Below are 22,937 nucleotides of genomic sequence, written 5' to 3'. Positions count from 1 at the left end.
CCTGGACCCCGCAGGGCCCCCACCCCTGTTGTATCTATCCTGTGCGCATGTCCGCCCCCACCGCTGCCGTGACCGCCGCCGACCGCGTCTACCAGCACGTCAAGCAGGGGGTGCTCGACCGCCGCTACGAAGGCGGCACCCTCCTGACCGAGGGCGAACTGGCCGCGGCCGTCGGGGTGTCCCGTACGCCCGTCCGCGAGGCGCTGCTGCGGCTGGAGACCGAGGGGCTGCTGAAGCTGTACCCGAAGAAGGGCGCACTGGTCCTGCAGGTCTCCGCGCAGGAGATCACCGACGTCCTCGAAACCCGGCTGCTGGTCGAGGAGTTCACCGTACGCAGGGCCGTGCCGGCCCCGCCGGGCCTGCTGGACCGGCTCGCCGCCCTGCTCGACGAACAGCGCCGGCACGCCGACGCCGGCGACCTCGCCGCGATGATGGCCGCCGACCGCGGCTTCCACGCCGAGATCGTGCGCAGCGCCGGGAACCAGATCCTGTGCCGCCTCTACGACCAGCTCCGCGACCGGCAGCTGCGGATGGGCGTGGCCCTGCTGCACGCCCACCCGCAGCGGCTGGACCGGACGCTCGCCGAGCACGCGGAGATCCTGGACGCGCTGCGCGCCGGGGACGCGGACACGGCGGCCGCGGCGGTCCGCGGTCACATCGGCCGGGTCGAGGCCCTGGTGCGGGGGCCGGGCCGGTGAACGGGCCGCTGAACGGTTCGGCGAGCTCCTCCCCTGCCAGGGACGGCCTACCCGCCGACCCGCCGGGCGGCCGGAGGGCCGTCGCCGTGTGGGGCATCGGCGTCGCCGTCTACTTCGTGGCGGTGATCTTCCGTACCAGCCTGGGCGTGGCCGGCCTGGACGCCGCCGACCGCTTCCACGTCAATGCCTCGGCGCTGGCCACCTTCTCCCTCCTCCAGCTGCTGGTCTACGCGGGCATGCAGATACCGGTGGGCCTGATGGTCGACCGGCTCGGCACCAAGAAGGTGCTGACGCTGGGCGCGGTGCTCTTCACCGTCGGCCAGCTCGGCTTCGCGCTGTCGCCCTCGTACGGGACGGCGCTCGCCGCGCGGGCGCTGCTCGGCTGCGGCGACGCGATGACCTTCATATCGGTGCTGCGGCTCGGCACCCGGTGGTTCCCGGCCCGGCGCGGGCCGCTGATGGCGCAGCTGGCCGGGCTGGTCGGCATGGCGGGCAACCTCGTCTCCACCCTCGTCCTCGCCCCGGTCCTGCACGAGATCGGCTGGACCGCCGCCTTCGCGGGCAGCGCGGTGGCCGGGCTGGTGGTCCTGGTGCCGCTGACGCTGTTCCTGCGGGACCATCCGCAGGGGTACGGACCCGCGCCGCGCGCCGCTTCGGGGGGCTTCGTACGCCGCCAGATCCGGGAGTCCTGGGCCGAACCCGGCACCCGGCTCGGCCTGTGGGTGCACTTCACCACGCAGTTCCCCGCGATGGTCTTCCTGCTGCTGTGGGGCATGCCCTTCCTGGTCGAGGCACAGGGGCTGTCGCGGACCACCGCGGGCGGGCTGCTGACGCTGGTCGTCGCCTCGAACATGGCGCTCGGGCTGGTCTACGGCCAGATCGTCGGCCGCCGCCAGTCCGCGCGGATCCCGCTCGCCCTGGGCACGGTCGGCCTCACCGCCCTGCTGTGGGCAGCGGTCCTCGTGTACCCGGGCGACCGGGCGCCGATGTGGCTGCTGGTCACCCTGTGCCTGGTGCTCGGCAGCTGCGGACCGGCGTCGATGATCGGCTTCGACTTCGCCCGCCCGGCCAACCCGGCGGAACGCCAGGGCACCGCCTCCGGCATCACGAACATGGGCGGCTTCATCGCGTCCATGACCACCCTGCTGACGGTCGGCATCCTGCTGGACGCCACCGGCGACAACTACCGCATCGCCTTCTCCACGGTCTTCGTCCTCGAGGCGCTGGGCGTGATCAGCATCCTGCGCCTGCGCCCCCTCGCCCTGGCCCGCGAGGCCGCCCGGGGCCGTGTCACCGTCCCCGCGCAGGAACCGCGGACGGACCCCGTAGGCCCTACGGGGTCACGGAGAACTGCGTGAGGATGGCGTCCGCCAGCTCCACGTCGCCCTCCACCTTCACCCGGTCCGCGACCGTGTGCGCCCGTACCCGGCCCGCCGCGAGGCGGACGTAGGTCTCCCAGTCCAGCGTCAGGGTCACCGCCGGGCCCAGCGACGGCGACTTGTCCACCGTGCCGCGGCCGTCCGCGTCCACCCGTACGGTCCGCATGAACTCCAGCTGACCGTGCACGTCGATCACCACGGCCGAGTTCGCCGGCGCGCCCGCCCGCTTGGCCACCACCTTCGGCAGCCCGGCCAGCAGGAGGTCCCGCGCCACGTACGCGCCCGGCGAGTCCCAGTTCCCCGGTACCCCCAGCGCCGCCCGCAGGTCCTGCTCGTGGATCCACACGTCGAACGCCCGCAGCCGCAGCGCCTGCTCCAGCGTCACCTGGTCACCGAGCGGCCCGCGGACCATCGTGGCCGGATCCCGCTTCTCGTTGCGCAGCTGCCGGGAGCGCCGGATCACCGTGTACTCCAGCTCCGAGGTCATCTCCGGCGCGGTGTGGTGACGCCGCACGTCGACCTGCACCTCCATGTACCGGCTGAACTCGTCCACCACGTGCCGCAGGTCCCGCGCCACGGTGTGGATCGGCCGCGGGTCCCCCAGCTGCTCGCACTCGATGCCGATGATGTGTGACACGACATCACGGACCGACCAGCCGGGACACGGCGTCGCCCGGTTCCACTCGCCCTCCGTCAGCGGGAGGACCAACTCGGATATCGCCTCGATGGAGTGTGTCCAGGCGTCGGCATAGGGCTGGAGGGCGGGATGCGGCTGGACGGTCAACGGGACCCCTCGCGGTGCTGTTCAATGGCGCGTTTCGGAAGCGGTGGACTCAGTTTCCAAAACTACGCTGCCGGTGAGCACCCCGGCAGTGCTTTCGTGTGACGATCGTAGGCCCGAGTTGACGGCTTGAACGCCAGGACGGTGGTAGTGTGCGCGCCTCGCTGATCCAAATCGCAGTGAACGAGGGCGAGTCGGTGTCTTCCCGACGTGCCCGCGTGGCCGAACTCGTACGGGAGCGGGCGGGCTCCGATCTCGTCGTCCTGCCGGAACTGTGGCCGGTCGGCGCGTTCGCGTACGAGCAGTTCGAGACCGAGGCCGAACCGCTGGACGGCCCGACCTACGAGGCCATGTCCAAGGCGGCCCGCGACGCCGGCGTCTGGCTGCACGCGGGCTCGGTCGTGGAGCGCGCGGGCGACGGCTCCCTCTACAACACCGCCCTCGTCCTCTCCCCGGCGGGCGAGCTCGCCGCCACCTACCGCAAGATCCACCGCTTCGGCTTCGACCAGGGCGAGGCGGTGCTGATGTCCGCCGGGGACTCCCTGACCACGGTGACCCTGCCGGAACAGACCCTCGGCGTCGCCACCTGCTACGACCTGCGCTTCCCGGAACTGTTCCGCGGCCTGGTCGACGCGGGGGCCACCACGATGGTCGTCGCCGCGGGCTGGCCCGCCCGCCGCCGCTCGCACTGGACCCTGCTCAGCCGGGCGCGCGCCGTGGAGAACCAGTCCTACGTCCTGGCCTGCGGGACGGCCGGCACCCACGCGGGCGTGGAGCAGGCCGGGCACAGCCTGGTGGTGGACCCCTGGGGCGAGGTCCTGGCGGAGGCGGGACCGGGCGAGGAGGTCCTCACCGTGGACCTGGACCCGGCCAAGGTGGCCGACACCCGCTCCCAGTTCCCGGCCCTGAAGGACCGTCGGCTGGGCCGCTGACGCCGGCCCGGAAACCCCGGTTGGCGCCGGGGTTTCGGGGCAGAGGAAGGGGACGGGCGGCGCCGGCCGCCGGGTCCACGAGGAGGAGGCGGGTACGACGTGACGGGTGACGCAGAGGCCGCGCTGGAGGCCGCCCTGGAGCCGCACGAGCCCGCCCCCGCGGAAATCACGGCCCGCCGGCGCGTACGGGAGCGGGCCACCGGCATGACCCACCACGAGGCACAGGCGGCCCTGGAGGCGGTGCTGGAGGCCGCCGGAGACCTGGATCGGGCCGGCACGTCCGTCCGCGCCGAGGCCGCCGAGTGGCAGCGCATCGCCGAGCTGCTGTTCGACCACGGAGGCCCGTACGCGCCGGAGACCGACGCCTACGTCCAGGGGCAGCTCACGGCCCGGGAGCACCATCGGGACTGACTCCGCCCTCCCGCTCCTTCTCGGCCATCCGGATCACGCACACCGCGACCGCGATCAGCAGCGCCGCGTCCGCGTCCTCCCGGACCACGTCCACCGCGTACGTCTCGCGGACCCGGTACCACTGCCGCGAGACCAGCGCGAGCAGCTCCCCGTCGTACTCGACCTTGAACTCGCGCTCCAGGATCTGCCCGCTGATGTTGAGCTCTGTGCCCTCGGCCAGGGTCACCCGGAAGTGATTGCGCAGCAGCGAGAGCCGCTTGCGGCGGATGACCGCGAGCCGCCGCTCGTCCCGCTCCAGCGTCATCGCGTCCCGCAGGGTGAACAGCTTCTCCCGCAGGGTGATCAGGATCAGCCCGTCCGGATCCTTCAGCTCCAGCGTGTCCCGGAAGCGCAGCGCCTTCCCGTCGACGAGGAAGGCGTGCCGGCCGTCCTCGTCCTCGATCCAGTAGTCGTCCCCGATGGCCAGCACTTTGTCCCGAACGAGGTATTTCATACCCCGATCAGTGCCCGCGATAGGTTGCCCCCATGCCCCTGCTCTACGTGACCGACCTGGCGTACCCCGCACGCGGCCGCCGCTACTGCGACGAGGACATATTCCTCACGTCCCGGCTGCGCGCCGAATTCGGCCTGGCGCTGTGCCATCCCGCGGACGCGGAGGCCATGCTGCCGCTCGGCTTCGACGCGGTGATCGTCCGCAACAGCGGCCCGGTCCTGCACTACCAGGAGGCCTACGACTCCTTCCGCGCGGCCGCCCTCGCCGCCGGAGCCCGCGTCTACAACCCGCTCACCGGGCGCGCCGACATGGCGGGCAAGCAGTACCTCCTCGACCTGACGGCCGCCGGTTACCCGGTCATCCCGACGATCGACGACCCCGCCCGGCTGGCGGAACTGCCGCGGGTGCCGCAGTACGCGGTCAAGCCGAAGCAGGGCGCCGACTCCATCGGCCTCACCTTCACCGCGGCACCGGACGGCCCGGCCGGGGCCGTGCTGATCCAGCCGCGCATCGACTTCACGTACGAGGTGTCCTTCTACTTCGTCGACGACGCCTTCCAGTACGCGCTGTACGCCCCCGATCCGGACCGCCGCTGGGAGCTGGAGCTCTACACCCCGACCGGGGCGGACCTGGCCTTCGCCCGGTCCTTCGTCGACTGGAACACCCTCGACCACGGCATCCAGCGCGTCGACGCCTGCCGGGCGCCGTCCGGCGAACTGCTCCTCGTCGAGCTGGAGGACCTGAACCCGTACCTCTCCCTGGACCTCGTCCCGGCACCGGTGCAGGACGCCTTCGTCGCCGCTCTCACAAGATCCCTCCACACCTTCCTCAGCACCACCGCCTGATGTCAGACCCGGCTGCCAGGCTTTCCCCATGGACAAGCAGACGTTCTGGAAGCTGATCGAGACGGCCCGCGCCGACGCGGATCCGCAGGAAGTGGCCTCGCGCGCGGCGCAACTCCTCGCGGACCGGGAGGCGGCGCAGATAGCCGCCTCCCAGCAGGTGCTGTGGGACCTGCTGGCGGAGTCCTACCGTGCGCCGCTCTGGGCCGCGGCCTATGTGATCAACGGGGGCTGCTCGGACGACGGCTTCGACTACTTCCGCGGCTGGCTCCTCACCCAGGGCCGGGAGGCCTTCGAGGCGGCCCTGGCCGACCCCGACACCCTGGCCGAACACCCCGCGGTCCGCGAGGCCGCGGAGCAGGGTCTGGAACTGTGGGACGAGTCCGCCCTGTCCATAGCCTGGACCGCCTACGAGGCCGCCACCGGCCGCGAACTGCCCGCGGACTCCTTCACGATCAGCTACCCGGCCCTGGACCCGTCCTGGGACTTCGACTTCGACGACACCGACGAGATATCGGCCCGACTGCCCCGGCTGAGCTCCCTCTTCGACTACTCGTAGCGGTACAGGAGGGACTCGCGCTCCTGCTGCCGGATCTCCTCGATCGTCAGACCGGGGAGATCCAGGTGGGCGAGGGTGATCTCGGCGGAGCTCGGGACGGCGTCCTCGGCGAGCCACTGCCCGGGCTGCCACGCGTTGCTGCGCAGGAACGCCTTCGGGCAGTGCTGGTAGGCCTCCTCGACCTCCACCACGATCGCGCTCCGCGGCGGCTTGCCGACGGCCGTCAGCTGCTCCAGCAACCGCGGATCGGCGGACACGCAGGCCCGCCCGTTCACCCGCAGGGTGGTGGTCCGCCCGGGGATGACGAAGATCAGCCCGGCCCGGCCCGTCTCCACGATGTTGTGGGCGGTGTCGAGCCGCTTGTTGCCGGTGGCGTCGGGCAGCGCGAGGGTGAACTCGTCCAGCACGGCCACGAATCCGGGCGGCCCGCCCCGGGGCGTCACATCGCAGCTCCCGTCGGCCCCGGCACTGGCGACGAACACCAGCGACGACCGCCCGATGACGGCCCGCGCGGCCTCGTGGATCCGGTCCACTGCCTTGCGGCGGGCCATCTCGCCGGGATGTTCGTAGAGCTCGCGCAACGCGTCGGTGCTCCGGACGGCGGTGGCGCTCACGGCATCGAATATCCGCCCGCTCGGCGGCGTGCTGACTGTCACGTCCCGCACGCTACCGGGCTCCGCTACAGCCCGCTGGTGTCCAGCTCGATCCCGAACGGCTCGGGCAACAGCACCGGCGTCCCGAAGGGGTGCGGCCCGTCCACCTTGGTGTACCCGAGCCGCCCGGGCAGTGCGAAGAGCGTCACGGTCGCCTCCATCCGGTCGACCAGCAGGTACAGCGGTGCCCCGTACTCGGCGTACCGCTTGCGCTTGACGACACGGTCGGTCTCGGCGTTGGACTCGGACGTGATCTCGACGACGAGCAGCACCTGGTCCGGCAGGAGAGCGCTGCCCCCCTTCGCCAGCGCCTTGGGAACGACGGCAAGGTCGGGCACGTACCAGTTCGGCGAGCCCGGGAGGTCCAGGTTGCCCGAGCCGGTGACGCAGTCCAGTTCCTTGACCCGCGGTCGGATCTGATCGCGGATCTCTTCGGCCGCGTTCTCGTGGTCCCAGCTCGGTGTCACGCTGCTGATGACCCCTTCGACGATCTCGGTGCGGTCCCCGCTGAAGTGCTGGATGGCGTACTTCAGCGCGCGCTCGGGGTCGACGCCTTCGCTGTAGTCGTGCGCGGTGGTCATTCCGAACGCCTCCCTTGCTCTCCGGGACCAGGCTCCCACGGGGTCCCGCCGCCCGTCGTCACCCCTGCGGGTGCACTTCGCGCAGCGGGCCTCAGCCGCCGACCTGGTGTTCCACGCGGTGGCGGATGTAGGCGTTCAGGGCCGGCTCGACGAACTGACGGTTGAAGCTCGGGTTGGGGTCGTGGACCGCCGCCCTGAGCAGTGCGTCGAAGGCTTCGTCGGAAAGGACCACGCCATCACGCCAGACCTCGCGCAACGCCGCCCTGGCACGGTGCTCCCAGGCGAGTCCGTCGGCGGACTCCGGCTCGGCGGCGACTTCGAGCCCGAGGACCCGTACGACCTCCGCCAGCGCCCTGGCCAACTCCTCGGGCATCCGTCGCTCGCCCGTCGTGGACCTCGCCGCATACGCGTGATCCGATGTTCATACCCGAATGGCAAGCTTGAAGCATGAACGATGCCGCCCCGGCGCCCACCTCCGCGCCCGCGCCCCGCCGTGCCCGTGTCCGTGCCCCCGAGCTGATCGGCAAGGGCGGCTGGCTGAACACCGGCGGGAAGGACCTGAGCCTCGCCGACCTGCGAGGACGCATTGCGATCCTCGATTTCTGGACCTTCTGCTGTATCAACTGCCTGCACGTCCTCGACGAGCTGCGCGAGCTGGAGGAGAAGCACCGCGACACCGTCGTGATCATCGGTGTGCACTCCCCGAAGTTCGTGCACGAGGCCGAGCATGCCGCCGTCGTCGATGCCGTCGAGCGGTACCAGGTGCACCACCCCGTGCTGGACGACCCCGAGCTCGCGACCTGGAAGCAGTACGCCGTACGGGCCTGGCCCACGCTCGTCGTGATCGACCCCGAGGGGTACATCGTCGCCCAGCACGCCGGTGAGGGGCACGCACACGCCATCGCCCGCCTGGTCGAGGAGCTGGAGGCCGAGCACGAGGCCAAGGGCACCCTGCGGCGCGGAGACGGGCCGTACGTGGCGCCCGAGCCGGTGGCCGGCGCCCTGCGGTTCCCCGGGAAGGCGCTGCTGCTGCCGTCCGGGAACCTGCTGGTCTCCGACTCCACCCGGCACCAGCTCGTGGAGCTGGCCGCCGACGGCGAGAGCGTCGTGCGCCGCATCGGCAGCGGCGAGCGCGGCTTCGCCGGGGACAGCTTCAGCGAGCCGCAGGGCCTCGCACTGCTGCCCGACGGCAGGGTCGTCGTCGCCGACACCGTCAACCACGCGCTGCGCACCTACGACCCGGCCACCGGGCACGTGGAGACCGTGGCCGGGACGGGCCGGCAGTGGTGGCAGGGGTCGCCGACCTCCGGGCCGGCGCTGGAGGTGGACCTGTCCTCGCCGTGGGACGTGGCCTGGTGGCAGGGCCGGGTCTGGATCGCCATGGCCGGTGTGCACCAGCTGTGGACCTGGGACCCGGAGGCCGGGACGGTCGAGGTCGCGGCCGGTACGACCAACGAGGGGCTGCTCGACGGGCCGGCCGCCGAGGCCTGGTTCGCCCAGCCCTCGGGGCTCGCGGCCGCCGGGGACCGGCTGTGGATCGCCGACTCCGAGACCAGCGCCCTGCGCTACGCGGAAGCCGCGGACGACGGGTACGTCATCAAGTCCGCCGTCGGCACCGGGCTGTTCGACTTCGGGCACCGGGACGGCGACGCCGCCCAGGCCCTGCTCCAGCACCCGCTCGGCGTGACGGCCCTCCCCGACGGCTCGGTCGCGGTGTGCGACACGTACAACCACGCGCTGCGCCGCTACGACCCGGCCACCGGTCAGGTCTCGACCCTGGCGACCGACCTGCGCGAGCCCAGCGACGCCGTGCTGGTGGGCGAGGACATCGTGGTCGTCGAGTCGGCCCGGCACCGGCTGACCCGCCTGCGCCTGCCGGAAGAGGCGGTCCGGGTGGACGCGGTCGCCCACCGTACGCAGCGGGCCGCCACCGAGGTGGCCCCCGGCACGCTCCGCCTCGACATCGTCTTCCAGGCGCCGAGCGGGCAGAAGCTCGACACCCGCTACGGGCCCTCCACCCGGCTGCTCGTCTCCTCGACCCCGCCCGAGCTGCTGGCGGACGGCGAGGGCGCCGGGACCGACCTGTTCCGGGAGCTCGCGCTGAACCCGGACGTCACCGAGGGCGTCCTGCACGTCTCGGCGATGGCGGCGTCCTGCGACGACGACCCCGCCAACGAGTACCCGGCCTGCCACGTCCACCAGCAGGACTGGGGCGTGCCGGTCCGCGTCACCGCCGACGGCGCCTCCCGGCTGCCCCTCGTCCTCGCGGGGATGGACGCCGAGGGGTAGCCGGCCGCGGCCTTCCTGGGGGCTCAGCCCTCCAGGAAGGCCACCAGGGCGTTCGCCAGCAGGAACGGGTCGTCCGCGCCGCACAGTTCGCGGGCGCTGTGCATCGAGAGGATCGCGACGCCGATGTCCACGGTCTGAATGCCGTGGCGGGCGGCGGTGATCGGGCCGATCGTGGTGCCGCACGGCATCGAGTTGTTGGAGACGAAGGTCTGCCACGGGATGCCGGCCCGCTCGCACGCGGCGGCGAACACGGCGCGTCCGCTGCCGTCGGTGGCGTACCGCTGGTTGACGTTGACCTTCAGGATCGGTCCGCCGTTGGCGCGCGGGTGGTGCGTCGGGTCGTGCCGCTCACCGTAGTTGGGGTGCACGGCGTGCCCGGTGTCCGAGGACAGGCAGATGGTGCCCGCGAAGGCCCGCGCGCGGTCCTCGTACGAGCCCCCGCGGGCGAAGACTGAACGTTCCAGCACGTTGCCCAGCAGCGGGCCGTCCGCGCCCGTGTCGGACTGCGAGCCGTTCTCCTCGTGGTCGAAGGCGGCCAGCACCGGGATGTGGTCGAGCTTGCCGGTGGCGGAGACCGCGGCCAGCGCCGCGACACCCGCGTGCACCGACAGCAGGTTGTCCATGCGCGGACCGGCCACCAGCTCGCGGTCGCGGCCCAGGTACGACGGCGGCTCGATGGAGTGGACCATCAGGTCCCAGCCGGCCACCGACCCCTGGTCCAGGCCCTCTTCCTCCTCCAGGAAGGAGATCAGGTCGCCCTCCTGGACGTCGCCCAGCCCCCAGATCGGCTGCATGTGCCGCTGCTTGTCGAGCTTGAGGCCGTCGCTGTTCACCGACCGGTCCAGGTGCACGGCGAGTTGGGGAACGCGCAGCAGCGCGCGGTCCACGTTCACCAGGCGCTCGGTGCCGTCGCGCAGGGTCAGCCGCCCGGCCAGTCCCAGGTCGCGGTCCAGCCAGGTGTTGAGCAGGGTGCCGCCGTAGATCTCGACGGCGATCTGCCGCCAGCCCTGCGAGCCCGTGTCCGGCAGCGGCTTGACCCGCAGGTTCGGGGAGTCGGTGTGCGCGCCGACGATCCGGAACGGGGTGTGCGCGGCCGCGCCTTCGGGGACGAACCAGGCGATGAGCGCACCGCCGCGGAGCACGAACTTGCCCCCGGTGCCCGCATCCCAGGCGTCCGTTTCCGACAACTGCCTGAAGCCTGCCTTCTCCAGCCGCTCCGCGGCGTTGGCCACGGCGTGGTACGGCGACGGACTGGCCGTCAGGAAGGTCATCAGATCGTCGGTGTGGCCGCGGTCGAAGCGGGCGGGAGAGCTCATCGTATTTCCCTTGTGTGGAAGCCCCCGGCTTCAGCCGGGTGAGGAAACGCAGTTCCGGCTCGGAGCCTCGCTGTGGCGAAGTGCCGCAGCGTGAGGCTGTGACCTGTGCTTGTGTTCGGATCGTGACCGACCGTAGCCTCCCCGGTGTGGGGTTTCCTTCCGTGAAGCGGTCGTTCAAGTACCGTTTCTATCCGACGGACGCGCAGGCCGGGGAACTGTCGCGGACGTTCGGGTGTGTGCGGAAGGTCTACGATCCGGCTCTCGCCGCCCGTGCCGAAGCCCGGAAGGCGGCCGGCGAACGGATGGGCTACGGGCAGACATCGGCCATGCTCACCGCGTGCTACGCGGAGGGCCGGGTGCGGCCGGCGAAGATGGACGAGGGAGCGGATGTGAGACCTCATCGGGAGCCCTCCTCTCGGTCGGGGCGGTCCGTGGCGAAACAGGAATCCCCACTCGTGAGTGTGGGAATCCCCTCCTGCTAGGGAGGGGAGGAAGCCAAGTGGTTCACCTTAACGAGGGTCGGGTTCGTGTTCGTCACGGCCGGACCGTGCGACAGCCGGGAGATCTGGTTCCGCGCCCGTTGCCTCTGCGGTCCCGTCGGGTTTCAGCCCGGCGGACGTTCGAATCGGCGCTGCAGTTGCCTGCGCTCGCCCCGGCGGATGCGCGGGAGCATCTCCGGGGTCTGCGGGGAGCGCTGCGCGCGTCTTTTGCGTCCGGCGCAGAAGATACAGGCCTCGCCGGGAGGAGCGTCGGGGTCGATCGGCGCGCCGGGATGTTCGGCGCATCCCGAGGCGTTGCGCGGCCGGGAGAGCTCGCGGGCGACGATGAAGGCGCGGTGGAGGTCGTCGGCGATGCGGACGAAGTCCTCTGCGGGTGAGGACAGGCCCAGGTGGAACCGCTGGTCCTCGACCGTGCGCAGGTACGTGCGCAGCCGCTGGAGCGTGTACGGGGGGTCCGGTACGGGGTAGCCCAGGCGCCGCTGCTCCCCGGCGGGGGCGGCCGGCGGACCGCCGTGCCGGCGCGCTCCGAGGCGCCGCCGGTCGTTGCAGATGAGGCAGCGGCCCCAGCCTTCGGGTGCCTCGGGGTCGAGGGCGCCGTTGGGGTGCTCGGGGCAGCCGGTGTAGCTCTTGGCCGGGGCCAGTCCGGTGGCGGTCTGGAAGGCCACGTACAGCGCGTCGGCGATGGTGTCGTACTCGGCGGGGTGGGCGCCGTCGTACAGCTCGCGCAGGTGGTCGCCGAGGCTGCCCAGGCTCGCCTGCAGCTCCTTGAGGGCGTACGGACGCCCGGTGGGGACGGAGTACCCCCTGCTGCCGTGCTGATCCTGTGGACTCATGTGTACGAGCGTCCCATGAACGACTGACATCGGGGAAAGCCGCAGGACAGGGGCCTGGGGCCGGGTACGCGGCAGCGGCCGGGCCCCTGTGCGGGGGGCCCGGCCGCTGGTGCGTGTGCGCGGTGGTGGCGCGACCGGCCTAGAAGGCGGCCTCGTCGAGCTCCATGAGGGAGTTGTCGACGACCTCGGCCAGCTGGCGCTGGACCGAGACGTTCGGCAGGACCTGCGACGCGAAGAACTTCGCGGCGGCGATCTTGCCGGTGTAGAAGGGGACGTCCTTCGGGGCGGCGGTCGCCAGCTTCTCGGCGGCCACGGCGGCGCCCTTGAGCAGCAGGTAACCGACGACCACGTCACCGGAGGCCATCAGCAGGCGGGTGGTGTTCTGGCCGACCTTGTAGATGTTCTTGACGTCCTCGCCGGTGGCGGTGAGGTCGACGATCATCTGGCCGACGATGGCCTCCAGGTCGACGGCGGCCTTGGCCAGCGCGTCGCGGGCGCCGGCCAGCTCCTCGCCGCCGACGGCCTCGGCCAGGAACTTCTTGATCGTCTCGGAGAGGACGTTCAGGGAGGCGCCCTGGTCGCGGACGATCTTCCGGAAGAAGAAGTCCTGGCCCTGGATGGCCGTGGTGCCCTCGTAGAGGGTGTCGATCTTGGCGTCGCGGATGTACTGCTCGATCGGGTACTCCTGCAGGTACCCGGAGCCGCCGAAGGTCTGCAGGGACTGCGCGAGCTGCTCGTAGGACTTCTCGGAGCCGTAGCCCTTCACGATCGGCAGGAGCAGGTCGTTCAGGCCGATCTCGGCGGAGGCGTCCTCGCCAGCGGCCTGCTTGAGCTGGATCTCGTCCTGCACGGAGGCCGTGTAGAGGACCAGGGCGCGCATGCCCTCGGCGTAGGCCTTCTGCGTCATGAGCGAGCGGCGCACGTCGGGGTGGTGCGTGATGGTGACCTTGGGCGCGGTCTTGTCCATGAAGTTCGCCAGGTCCGGGCCCTGCACGCGCTCCTTGGCGTACTCCAGCGCGTTCAGGTAGCCGGTGGAGAGGGTGGCGATGGCCTTCGTGCCGACCATCATGCGGGCGAACTCGATGATCATGAACATCTGGCGGATGCCGTCGTGCTTGTCACCGATCAGCCAGCCCTTGGCGGGGTGCTGGTCGCCGAAGGTCATCTCGCACGTGTTGGAGGCCTTGAGGCCCATCTTGTGCTCGACGTTCGTGGCGTAGACGCCGTTGCGCTCGCCCAGCTCGCCGGTCTCCCAGTCGAAGTGGAACTTCGGGACGAGGAAGAGGGACAGGCCCTTGGTGCCCGGGCCGTGGCCCTCGGGGCGCGCGAGGACGTAGTGGAGGATGTTCTCCTCCATGTCGTGCTCACCGGACGTGATGAAGCGCTTCACGCCCTCGATGTGCCAGGAGCCGTCCTCCTGCTGGATCGCCTTGGTGCGGCCGGCGCCGACGTCCGAGCCGGCGTCCGGCTCGGTGAGGACCATGGTGGAGCCCCAGCGCTTCTCGACGGCTATCTGGGCGACCTTCTTCTGCGCCTCGTTGCCCTCTTCGAAGAGGATGCCGGCGAACGCCGGGCCGGAGGAGTACATCCAGATGGCCGGGTTCGAGCCGAGCAGCAGCTCCGCGTAGGCCCAGATCAGGGAGCGGGGCGAGGTGGTGCCGCCGATCTCCTCGGGCAGGCCCAGGCGCCAGTACTCCGACTCCATGAAGGCTTCGTAGCTCTTCTTGAAGGAGGCGGGGACGGGCGCGGTGTTGGTGGCCGGGTCGAAGACCGGCGGGTTGCGGTCGGCGTCCTCGAAGGAGGCGGCCAGCTCGTTCTCGGCGAGGCGGGCGATCTCGGACAGGACGCTCTTGGCGGTCTCGGTGTCCATCTCCTCGAACGGACCGGTGCCGTACTGCTTGTCGCGGCCGAGCACCTCGAAGAGGTTGAACTCGATGTCGCGGAGATTCGACTTGTAGTGCCCCATGGCGACGGCTCCGTTAAGGCTCGGGGAGACAGGGTTCCTCGTACATACCAATCGGTAACGTAATGATGCTACCCACCGGTAATAAGACGCAACCCCTGACGACTGTGACCAGCGTCAAGCCTGGCGGGAAATACGTGTCCGACGGCGAGTGGCCGGTCGGTAGGCTTCGCCCCATGTACGGCTACGACCAGAACGTGAGCGCGGGGCACGCGGGGCAGCAGCAGTACGCCGCCCCGCAGCAGATGGCCGGCGGTTACGCCGAGCAGCCGCTCTACCCCGAGCCCTCGCCGCCGTCGCTCGCCGACGCCGTGCGGGCCTTCACCACGGGGTCCCTCTCCGCCGAGGACTTCCAGCAGATCTTCGCCACCTCGAAGGTCTACTGCCCGCGCGGCGACACCCCCGGATTCCTGGCGCTGCACAACACGCAGCACCCCGTCATCCCCATGTTCACCACGCTCAAGGAGCTGCGCCGGTACGCCGGCAAGGAGTCCAAGTACTTCGTGATCACCGGCGCCGAGGTGATCGACCTGCTGCCGACCGGGTACGGCTTCGTCCTCGACATGGAGGGCGACCACCGGATGGTCTTCGACGCGAAGGCCGTCGAGCAGATGGTCGACTTCGCGATGCGCCGGATGTACGGCTAGCCGTAGACGTACCGGCTGACGCCTGACGGGGGGCGGATCGTGCTGCGCGTGCACTTCCCGGCGGAGGACCTGCTCGACGTCACCTTCGCGAGCGAGCCGCTGCCGCCAGGAGGGGATGCGCTTCGTCGTCAGCCACCAGACCGACGGCTGGGTCGACCGCCTCTGCTGCGACTCCTGCGGGAGCAACTGTGACCCGTACGTCCAGCCGCCCGGCACCACCTGGCAGGAGAACCTCTCCCCGATGAACCCGATCAAGCTCGGCAGGTCCTAGGCGGACCGGTTCGGCAGGCACCAGTAGGACCCGAAGGCCCCGGGGGAATTTCCTCCGGGGCCTTCTCCGTTCAGTGGGGTGTGGCAGAAAGTTCGAGTTTCAACTAAACTCGAAGCAGAAGGAGGTCCTGACCATGCCCGCAGTGACTGTTGAGAACCCGTTGACCCTTCCGCGCGTGGCCGAGCCGCAGGCCGCCGTCCCGCGCAAGGTGCTGGCCGTCGTCTCCGCTCCCGGTGGGTTCGAGGGTGAGGGATTCCCGGTGCGCCGCGCGTTCGCCGGGATCAACTACCAGTACCTCGACCCGTTCATCATGATGGACCAGATGGGTGAGGTGGAGTACGCGCCCGGCGAGCCCAAGGGCACGCCCTGGCACCCGCACCGCGGCTTCGAGACCGTCACGTACCTGATCGACGGAACCTTCGTCCACCAGGACAGCAACGGCGGCGGCGGCGTCATCAACGGCGGCGACACCCAGTGGATGACCGCCGGTTCGGGCCTCCTGCACATCGAGGCCCCGCCGGAGTCCCTCGTCGTGTCCGGCGGGCTGTTCCACGGTCTCCAGCTGTGGGTGAACCTCCCGGCCTCCGACAAGATGATGCCCCCGCGCTACCAGGACATCGGCGGCGGCCAGGTCCAGCTGCTGACCACCCCGGACGGCGGCTCCCTGCTCCGCGTCATCGCCGGTGAGCTCGACGGCCACCAGGGCCCGGGCATCACCCACACCCCGATCACGATGATCCACGCGACCGTGTCGCCGGGCGCGCAGATCACCCTGCCGTGGCGCGAGGACTTCAACGCGCTGGCGTACGTCATGGCCGGGCGCGGGTCCGTCGGCGAGGACCGCCGGCCCGTACAGACGGGTCAGACGGCCGTCTTCGGCGAAGGCGGCTCGCTCACCGTGCGGGCGGACGCGTCCCAGGACTCCAACGCCCCGGACCTGGAGGTCGTGATCCTCGGCGGACGTCCGATCCGGGAGCCGATGGCGCACTACGGGCCGTTCGTGATGAACAGCAAGCACGAGCTGCAGCAGGCCTTCGACGACTTCCAGGCGGGCCGGCTCGGCCGCATCCCCACCACCGCGCGCACCGGCCTCGGCCACCGCGGCACGGGTGAGGCCGACCAGGACTGACCCGGCGGTTCCGCAGGTCCGCTACGCGGGATCCACGGGCCCGGGCGCCGCACCGTCGGCGTACCGGGCCCGCAGTTCCGAGATCACCCCGAAGACGGCGGCGGTCAGCGGCACCGCCAGCAGCATCCCCAGGATGCCGGCGACGCTCGCGCCCGCGGTGATGGCCAGCATCACCACGGCCGGGTGCATCTGCACGGTGCGGCTCTGCACCACGGGCTGCAGTACGTAGCCCTCGATCATCTGGACCAGCAGCACCAGGCCCAGCGCCCACAGGCCGATGATCCAGCCCCGGTCGGCGAAGGCCACGAGCACGGCCACGGCGCCCGACAGGATGGCCCCGAGGTAGGGGATGTAGGCCGTCACGAAGACCAGGGCGGCCAGCCCCAGCGCACCCGGCACATCGAGGATCAGCAGACCCGCGCCGATCAGCACGGCGTCCACCAGGGCCACGAACGTGGTCCCGCGCATGAACCCCTCGACGGCCTCGAACGCGCGCCGCCCCATCGCCTCCATCAGGTCGCCCGAGCGGCTCGGGACGAGGGAGCGCAGGGTTCCCACGGCCCGGTCGGAGTCGCGCAGGAAGAAGAAGATCAGCACCAGCGCCAGCAGCACCATCGCGAGCATCGAGCCCACCACGCTGAGCCCCGTGACCACGCCCGAGGCGGCCGTGCCGCCGAACTTGGCGAGCAGGTCCTTGGAGTGCGCGGCGATGTCCTCCAGCGAGGTGCCCACCGCCCCGAAGTGCTCGGCGACCATCTCGCCGGCCCGCCGCAGCGCGTCGACGATCTGGCCGCCGGTCCCGATGAGCGCGAGGACCACGATGTACGTGGCCCCGCCGACGACGGCGATCACGGCGAGGCAGGTCAGCGCCGCGGCCAGCGAGCGGTTCATCCCCATGCGCACCAGGCGCCGGTGCATCGGCCCGAGCAGGGCCGTACCGAGCACGGCCAGCAGTACGGGCGTCACCACCGACTCGAAGACGGTGCACAGCCATACGCCGACGGCGAGGACCGCGGTGACGAGCAGGACGACGCCGCACCAGGCGGCGAGCCGCCGTACGGGCGCGGGCAGGAGGGGTTCGGACACCGCTGCATCCAATCACGCCCCGCCGCGCGCCCCTCGCGGTTCAGAAATCCGGGTCGGCGTCCGTCTTCGACTGCTCGTGCAGCTCGAACCAGATCGACTTGCCCTCGCCCCGCGGGTCCACGCCCCACGCGTCGGCCAGCATCTCCATCAGCAGCACCCCGCGGCCGCTCGAGGACATCTCCCCCGGCTGCCGCTTGTGCGGGAGCTCGTCGCTGCCGTCCGCGACCTCCACGCGCAGCCGGCGCGCGCCCGGCTCGCCGACCGCCTCCGCGACCAGCAGGGCGTCGCCGTCGGTGTGCGTCAGTACGTTCGTCACCATCTCGGAGACCATCAGCACCGCCGAGTCCACCTGGTCGGGGTCGGCCCAGTCGTGCAGCAGCTCGCGGATCTGCTGCCGCACTCCCGCGATCCGCTCGGGCTCCGCCTGGGCCACGCTCAGCACGGTGCGGCGCACGGGCCGGGCCGGGTGCCGCGGCGCGGTGCCCGCGCCGCGGTCCGCGCTCTCGCGGCACAGCAGCACGACGGCTATGTCGTCCTCGCGGCGGTCGGCGAGCGGGCCGGTGGTGTGGTGCGAGGACGGCCCGTGCACGGCCTGGACCAGGAGGTCGGCCAGTCTCTCCAGATGCGGGGGCGGGATGGGCCCGGCCGCGGCGCCGCCCGCTTGCGGGACCCGCTCGTCGTGGGCGCTCTCGTGCGCGTCGGACTCCAGGACGGCCCGCAGCCGCGCCCAGCCGCTGTCGAGGTCGTGCCCGCCGGTCTCGATGAGCCCGTCGGTGCAGAGCATCATCGTCTCGCCGGGCTCCAGGGTGAACCGGGTGGTGGGGTAGTCGGTGTCGGGGACGATCCCGAGGGGCAGTCCGCCGGCGGTGGGGCGCATCAGGACGGTGCCGTCGGCCATCCGGATCGCCGGATCGGGGTGGCCCGCGCGGGCCACCTCCAGCATGCCGGTCTTCGGGTCGCACTCCACGTACAGGCAGGTCGCGAACCGCGGGCTCTGGAAGTCGGAGTCCTGGCCGCCGTCGGCCCCGTACGGGCCGGACTCCGGCGAGGAGCACAGCCCGGCCAGGAAGCGGGAGGCGCGCGAGAGCACCGCGTCCGGCCGGTGGCCCTCGGAGGCGTACGCCCGTACGGCGATCCGCAGCTGGCCCATCAGCCCTGCCGCCCGTACGTCGTGGCCCTGCACGTCGCCGATGACCAGCGCGAACCTGCCCGACGGCAGCGGGATCATGTCGTACCAGTCGCCGCCGACCTGGAGCCCGCCGCCCGTCGGGACGTAGCGGGCCGCGATCCGCATGCCGGGGATCTCCGGGCCGAGCTGCGGCATCATCGACCGCTGCAGGCCGGTGGTCAGCTCCCGCTCGGAGTCGGCCACCACGGCGCGCTGGAGCGCCTGGGCCAGCATCCGGGCCACGGTCGTCAGGACGGACCGCTCGTCGGGCGAGAAGGACGCCGGGTGCTTGAAGGCGGCCATCCAGGCGCCCATGGTCCGCCCGGCCACGATCAGCGGCAGGAAGGCCCAGGAGACCCGGTCGAAGCGCTGGGCGAGCGGCCAGGCCGCCGGGAAGCGCCGTTTGTAGTCCTCGGGGGTGGGCAGGTAGATCGCCCGGCCGGTACGGACGACCTCCGCGGCCGGATAGTTCGTCTCCAGCGGCATGTCGGAGAACGGGCCCTCGTCCCCCGGATCGTGCCCGTGGTGCCCGATGATCGACAGCCGGTCCCCGGCCACGCCGAAGACGGCCAGCCCGTCCGGGCTGAAACCGGGCATGGACAGTGAGGCGGCGACCCGCAGCACCTCGGCCGTCGACCGCGCCTCCGCCAGCGCGCGCCCCGCGTCCAGCAGGAAGGCCTCGCGGGAGCGCCGCCAGTCGCCCGTGATGGGGGTGTGGGCGGCCGTGGTGCCGGGCTGCGGCTCGGCGATCTCCTGGATGGTGCCGATCAGCTCGTAGTCCGTGGCACCGTCGGGTGCCCGGTTCTGCACCGGTTTGGAGCGGCTGCGCACGGTGCGCAGCACCCGGCCGTCGACGTCCATGATCCGGAGCCGGGCCTCGGCGAGGGTTCCCTCGGCGACGGCCAGGTTCACGATCCCGTTGATCTCGTTCCAGTCCACCGGGTGGAAGCGGGACCGTACGGCGACCTCCGGCAGCACCACCGGTTCGGCGGGCAGCCCGAGGAGCCGGGCGGCCTCACCGTCGAGGGTGACCGTCCCGGAGGCGTTGTCCCATCGCCACAGGCCGGTCGCGATGGCGGCCAGAACGTCCTCGGTGCGCACCCGGCCATCTTTACAGGTCATATCCGTTACGTGCCTGTTCGCCCGCGCCACCGGACGCATTTGCGCAGGCTGGAGGGAGTGCCCGACCCGTCACCGTCCCGGACGGTAACCTTGGGACGGTTGAATCCACCCTGGTATCGCGTAGAACTGGATGACTGATGCATCGGTACAGGTCCCACACCTGCGGCGAGCTCCGCGCTTCTGACGTCGCCGCCGACGTCCGGCTGAGCGGCTGGCTGCACAACCGTCGAGACCTGGGCGGCATCCTCTTCATCGATCTGCGTGACCACTACGGCATCACGCAGCTCGTCGCCCGGCCCGGTACCGCGGCGAACGAGGCGCTGAGCAGCCTCACCAAGGAGACGGTCGTCCGCATCGACGGCAAGGTCGTCTCCCGCGGCGCCGACAACGTCAACCCGGAGCTGCCGACCGGCGAGATCGAGATCGAGGTCTCCTCGGTCGAGGTGCTCGGCGCGGCCGCCCCGCTGCCGTTCACGATCAACACCGACGACGGTGTGAACGAGGAGCGGCGCCTGGAGTACCGCTTCCTCGACCTGCGCCGCGAGCGCATGCACCGCAACATCATGCTGCGCTCGGCCGTCATCGCGTCGATCCGCTCGAAGATGGTCGCCCTCGGCTTCAACGAGATGGCGACGCCGATCCTCACCGCGACCTCCCCCGAGGGCGCCCGTGACTTCGTCGTGCCGTCGCGCCTGAACCCGGGCAAGTTCTACGCCCTGCCGCAGGCGCCGCAGCAGTTCAAGCAGCTGCTGATGATCTCCGGCTTCGACCGCTACTTCCAGATCGCGCCCTGCTTCCGCGACGAGGACGCCCGCGCCGACCGCTCGCCGGGCGAGTTCTACCAGCTCGACGTGGAGATGTCCTTCGTCGAGCAGGAGGACGTCTTCCAGCCGATCGAGCGCCTGATGACCGAGCTCTTCACCGAGTTCGGCAACGGCCGCGAGGTCACCTCGCCGTTCCCGCGGATCCCGTTCCGCGAGTCGATGCTGAAGTACGGCAACGACAAGCCCGACCTGCGCGCCAAGCTGGAGCTCGTCGACATCACCGACGTGTTCGAGGGCTCGGAGTTCAAGGCGTTCGCCGGCAAGCACGTGCGTGCTCTGGCCGTCCCGGACACCGCCGCGCAGCCGCGCAAGTTCTTCGACGGTCTCGGCGAGTACGCGATCTCGCTGGGCGCCAAGGGCCTGGCCTGGGTGCGTGTGGGCGAGGACGGTGCCCTGACCGGCCCGATCGCCAAGTTCCTCACCGAGGAGAACGTCAAGGTCCTCACCGAGCGCCTGGGCCTGGTCCCCGGCCACGCCGTGTTCTTCGGCGCGGGTGACTTCGACGAGGTCTCCAAGATCATGTCCGGTGTTCGCGTCGAGGCGGCCAAGCGCGCCGGCCAGTTCGAGGAGAACGTCTTCCGGTTCTGCTGGATCGTCGACTTCCCGATGTACGAGAAGGACGAGGAGACCGGCAAGATCGACTTCTCCCACAACCCCTTCTCCATGCCGCAGGGCGGGATGAAGGACCTGGAGGAGAAGGACCCGCTGGACATCCTGGCCTGGCAGTACGACATCGTCTGCAACGGCATCGAGCTGTCCTCCGGCGCCATCCGCAACCACGAGCCCGAGGTCATGCTGAAGGCCTTCGAGATCGCCGGGTACGAGGCCGAGACCGTCGAGCGCGAGTTCGCGGGCATGCTCCGCGCGTTCCGCCTGGGCGCCCCGCCGCACGGTGGCATCGCCCCGGGCGTGGACCGCATCGTGATGCTGCTGGCCGACGAGCCGAACATCCGCGAGACCATCGCCTTCCCGCTGAACGGCAACGCGCAGGACCTGATGATGGGCGCGCCGACGGTGCTGGAGGAGGCCCGTCTGCGCGAGCTGCACATCGCGCTGCGCAAGCCGGTCGAGACGAAGGCGGCGGAGCGGCCGGTCTCCGACGCGGTCACCCCGGACGCCGGTTCCCCGCGCGGCTGACCCGCATACGCCGAAGGCGGCGCCCCCCTCCTTGCCGGAGGGGGGCGCCGCCTTCGTGTTTCCGCCCGTCGTACTAGCTAGAACCGCTCCAGGATGCCCTTGACGAGGGCGGCCGAGGCCAGCTCGGTGGGGGCGGGGCCGGCGTGGAAGAAGCCGGCGTTCTCGGCGTCCAGCTTGCGCAGGAAGTCGAAGGCCTTGGCGTCGTGGTCGCCGAAGGCCACGAACTGCCAGTGGATGCCCGGAGCCGCGGTGGCGGCGTCGGCCAGTGCCTGGCGGGCGGGCTGGCGGTTGTCGGGGGCGCCGTCGGTCTGGAAGACGACCAGGGCCGGGCCCTCGCCGCCGTCCTTCTGGTAGCGCTCCACGACGGCCTCGACGGCCACGTGGTAGCTGGTGCGGCCCATCCGGCCGAGCTCGGCGTGGCGGGCCTCGACCCAGGCGGCGTCGTAGCCGTCGAGGGTGAGGTCGGCGGTGCCGTCCACGTCCGTGGAGAAGAACACGGTGTGCACGGTCGCCGCGTCGTCCAGGTGCGCGGCGAGGGCGAGGGCGTGGTCGGCGAGGTACTGGGCGCTGCCGTCCTTGTAGAACCCGCGCATCGACCCGGACCGGTCCAGCACGAGGTAGACCTTGGCCCGAGCCCCGGCCTTCCCCTTGCCCCGCAGCACCTGCCCGGCGGCCTTGTACGCCCCGGCGACCTCAGGAGCCCGCCGCTTGACGACGGCCAACGCCTGCGCGGGAGCCTCCGCCCCGGCCACCGACTCCGCCTCCGGCGCGGCCTCGGGCTCGGCCTGGTCCTGCGCCTGCGGCGCGGCGGCTGCCGGCTCCGCCTCCGGCGCGGCCTCGGGCTCCGCCTCGGCGGCAGCCGGGGCCTCAGGCTCGTCCTGTGCCTGCGGTGCGGTGGCTTCGGCGGCAGCCGGGGTCTCGGCTTCGGCCTGCTCCGCGGCGGGGGCGGTGTCCGCCTCCGGCGCGGCGGCGGGCTCCGCTTCGGCGGCGACCGGGGCGGCTTCGTCCTGCGCCTGCGGCGCTTCGGCCTCGGCGGCAGCCGGTTCCGCCTCGGCGGGGGTGTCCGCCTCCGGCGCGGTGGTCTCGGCGGCTGCCGGGGCGTCTGCCTCGGGCTCGTCCTGCGCCTGTGGCGCTTCGGCCTCGGCGGCAGCCGACTCGGCCTCCGGCGTAGTGTCGGCCTGCGGTGCTTCCGCCTCGGTCTCGGGCTGCTCCGCAGCGGCGGCGACCGGCTCGTCCTGTGCCTGCGGTGCGGTGGCTTCGGCGGCAGCCGGGGTCTCGGCTTCGGCCTGCTCCGCGGCGGGGGCGGTGTCCGCCTCCGGCGCG

The 22,937-nt window shown here is 71.5% G+C and carries 22 protein-coding genes and 1 pseudogene; 12 read left to right on the top strand and 11 right to left on the bottom strand.

Annotated features, from left to right (window positions below; all coding sequences use genetic code 11):
• Nucleotides 1-47: 47 nt before the first annotated feature.
• Both ACZ573_RS25165 and ACZ573_RS25160 read left to right on the top strand, forming a co-directional pair.
• Nucleotides 48-698 carry a GntR family transcriptional regulator gene (locus ACZ573_RS25165; protein ID WP_471307755.1) on the top strand — a complete coding sequence of 217 codons (651 nt, stop codon included), beginning with the start codon at nt 48-50 and terminating at the stop codon, nt 696-698.
• Nucleotides 695-2,056, top strand: coding sequence for an MFS transporter (locus ACZ573_RS25160; RefSeq protein WP_471307752.1), 1,362 nt, complete (start codon nt 695-697; stop codon nt 2,054-2,056). The genes ACZ573_RS25165 and ACZ573_RS25160 overlap by 4 nt, the downstream gene beginning before the upstream one ends.
• Here ACZ573_RS25160 and ACZ573_RS25155 read toward each other — a convergent pair.
• Nucleotides 2,031-2,861, bottom strand: coding sequence for a maleylpyruvate isomerase family mycothiol-dependent enzyme (locus ACZ573_RS25155; RefSeq protein WP_389114359.1), 831 nt, complete (start codon nt 2,859-2,861; stop codon nt 2,031-2,033). The genes ACZ573_RS25160 and ACZ573_RS25155 overlap by 26 nt on opposite strands.
• Nucleotides 2,862-3,010: 149 nt before the next feature.
• Between ACZ573_RS25155 and ACZ573_RS25150 the strand changes: the two genes are divergently transcribed.
• Both ACZ573_RS25150 and ACZ573_RS25145 read left to right on the top strand, forming a co-directional pair.
• Nucleotides 3,011-3,790, top strand: coding sequence for a carbon-nitrogen family hydrolase (locus ACZ573_RS25150; RefSeq protein ID WP_471307746.1), 780 nt, complete (start codon nt 3,011-3,013; stop codon nt 3,788-3,790).
• A 99-nt stretch (nt 3,791-3,889) separates the two neighbouring features.
• Nucleotides 3,890-4,201 (top strand): hypothetical protein, encoded by a 312-nt coding sequence (locus tag ACZ573_RS25145; protein ID WP_471307743.1) that lies wholly within the window; start codon nt 3,890-3,892, stop codon nt 4,199-4,201.
• Here ACZ573_RS25145 and ACZ573_RS25140 read toward each other — a convergent pair.
• Entirely contained in the window at nt 4,173-4,694 is a 522-nt protein-coding gene (locus ACZ573_RS25140; protein WP_471307741.1) for an LURP-one-related/scramblase family protein, read from the bottom strand. The genes ACZ573_RS25145 and ACZ573_RS25140 overlap by 29 nt on opposite strands.
• A 32-nt stretch (nt 4,695-4,726) precedes the next feature.
• On the opposite strand from ACZ573_RS25140, the gene ACZ573_RS25135 reads away from it, so the two are divergent.
• Nucleotides 4,727-5,539 (top strand): hypothetical protein, encoded by an 813-nt coding sequence (locus ACZ573_RS25135; RefSeq protein WP_471307738.1) that lies wholly within the window; start codon nt 4,727-4,729, stop codon nt 5,537-5,539.
• A 28-nt stretch (nt 5,540-5,567) separates the two neighbouring features.
• On the top strand, nt 5,568-6,095 hold the full coding sequence (locus ACZ573_RS25130) for a DUF4240 domain-containing protein (RefSeq protein ID WP_471307735.1): 528 nt from the start codon (nt 5,568-5,570) through the stop codon (nt 6,093-6,095).
• Here ACZ573_RS25130 and ACZ573_RS25125 read toward each other — a convergent pair.
• From ACZ573_RS25125 to ACZ573_RS25115, 3 genes are all read right to left on the bottom strand, one after another.
• Entirely contained in the window at nt 6,086-6,751 is a 666-nt protein-coding gene (locus ACZ573_RS25125; RefSeq protein ID WP_471307732.1) for an MSMEG_1061 family FMN-dependent PPOX-type flavoprotein, read from the bottom strand. The two genes, ACZ573_RS25130 and ACZ573_RS25125, sit on opposite strands and share 10 nt — an antisense overlap.
• A 23-nt stretch (nt 6,752-6,774) precedes the next feature.
• Nucleotides 6,775-7,329: a Uma2 family endonuclease gene (locus ACZ573_RS25120; RefSeq protein WP_471307730.1), complete on the bottom strand. Its 555-nt coding sequence runs from the start codon at nt 7,327-7,329 to the stop codon at nt 6,775-6,777.
• Between the two features lie 91 nt (nt 7,330-7,420).
• Nucleotides 7,421-7,702, bottom strand: a complete 282-nt coding sequence (locus ACZ573_RS25115) for a hypothetical protein (protein WP_471307727.1) — start codon at nt 7,700-7,702, stop codon at nt 7,421-7,423.
• A gap of 74 nt (nt 7,703-7,776) precedes the next feature.
• Between ACZ573_RS25115 and ACZ573_RS25110 the strand changes: the two genes are divergently transcribed.
• Entirely contained in the window at nt 7,777-9,618 is a 1,842-nt protein-coding gene (locus tag ACZ573_RS25110) for an NHL domain-containing thioredoxin family protein (RefSeq protein ID WP_471307725.1), read from the top strand.
• 23 nt (nt 9,619-9,641) lie between these two features.
• Here the strand turns inward: ACZ573_RS25110 and ACZ573_RS25105 are convergent, their stop codons facing one another.
• Nucleotides 9,642-10,934 (bottom strand): M18 family aminopeptidase, encoded by a 1,293-nt coding sequence (locus ACZ573_RS25105; RefSeq protein WP_382548494.1) that lies wholly within the window; start codon nt 10,932-10,934, stop codon nt 9,642-9,644.
• A 161-nt stretch (nt 10,935-11,095) separates the two neighbouring features.
• On the opposite strand from ACZ573_RS25105, the pseudogene ACZ573_RS25100 reads away from it, so the two are divergent.
• A pseudogene (locus tag ACZ573_RS25100) lies at nt 11,096-11,272 on the top strand (helix-turn-helix domain-containing protein); the annotation flags it as partial.
• Between the two features lie 266 nt (nt 11,273-11,538).
• Here ACZ573_RS25100 and ACZ573_RS25095 read toward each other — a convergent pair.
• Entirely contained in the window at nt 11,539-12,267 is a 729-nt protein-coding gene (locus tag ACZ573_RS25095) for a hypothetical protein (RefSeq protein ID WP_471307722.1), read from the bottom strand.
• Nucleotides 12,268-12,406: 139 nt separating this feature from the next.
• A complete protein-coding gene (locus tag ACZ573_RS25090; protein ID WP_314242965.1) occupies nt 12,407-14,233 on the bottom strand; it encodes an acyl-CoA dehydrogenase in 1,827 nt (608 codons plus the stop codon).
• 173 nt (nt 14,234-14,406) lie between these two features.
• Here ACZ573_RS25090 and ACZ573_RS25085 point away from each other — a divergent pair, with 173 nt between their 5' ends.
• The 3 genes from ACZ573_RS25085 (at nt 14,407) to ACZ573_RS25075 (ending at nt 16,277) form a co-directional block, all read left to right on the top strand.
• Nucleotides 14,407-14,877, top strand: coding sequence for an SseB family protein (locus tag ACZ573_RS25085; RefSeq protein ID WP_030714326.1), 471 nt, complete (start codon nt 14,407-14,409; stop codon nt 14,875-14,877).
• A gap of 115 nt (nt 14,878-14,992) precedes the next feature.
• On the top strand, nt 14,993-15,148 hold the full coding sequence (locus ACZ573_RS25080; RefSeq protein ID WP_471307718.1) for a hypothetical protein: 156 nt from the start codon (nt 14,993-14,995) through the stop codon (nt 15,146-15,148).
• Between the two features lie 133 nt (nt 15,149-15,281).
• Nucleotides 15,282-16,277, top strand: coding sequence for a pirin family protein (locus tag ACZ573_RS25075; protein WP_471307715.1), 996 nt, complete (start codon nt 15,282-15,284; stop codon nt 16,275-16,277).
• Between the two features lie 21 nt (nt 16,278-16,298).
• On the opposite strand, the gene ACZ573_RS25070 is transcribed toward ACZ573_RS25075, so the two are convergent.
• On the bottom strand, nt 16,299-17,363 hold the full coding sequence (locus ACZ573_RS25070) for an AI-2E family transporter (protein ID WP_471307712.1): 1,065 nt from the start codon (nt 17,361-17,363) through the stop codon (nt 16,299-16,301).
• 40 nt (nt 17,364-17,403) lie between these two features.
• Nucleotides 17,404-19,632: a SpoIIE family protein phosphatase gene (locus ACZ573_RS25065; RefSeq protein ID WP_471307709.1), complete on the bottom strand. Its 2,229-nt coding sequence runs from the start codon at nt 19,630-19,632 to the stop codon at nt 17,404-17,406.
• 158 nt (nt 19,633-19,790) lie between these two features.
• Between ACZ573_RS25065 and aspS the strand changes: the two genes are divergently transcribed.
• Entirely contained in the window at nt 19,791-21,614 is a 1,824-nt protein-coding gene (gene aspS / locus ACZ573_RS25060) for an aspartate--tRNA ligase (RefSeq protein ID WP_471307706.1), read from the top strand.
• Nucleotides 21,615-21,691: 77 nt separating this feature from the next.
• Here aspS and ACZ573_RS25055 read toward each other — a convergent pair.
• Nucleotides 21,692-22,937: VWA domain-containing protein (locus ACZ573_RS25055; protein ID WP_471307703.1), on the bottom strand; the 1,246-nt coding region annotated here is incomplete at its 5' end.

The organism is Streptomyces sp. NPDC040545 (genome assembly GCF_055595065.1).
Note: the sequence above shows the minus strand (reverse complement) of the source record. Positions and strands in the feature narration are given on the sequence as shown.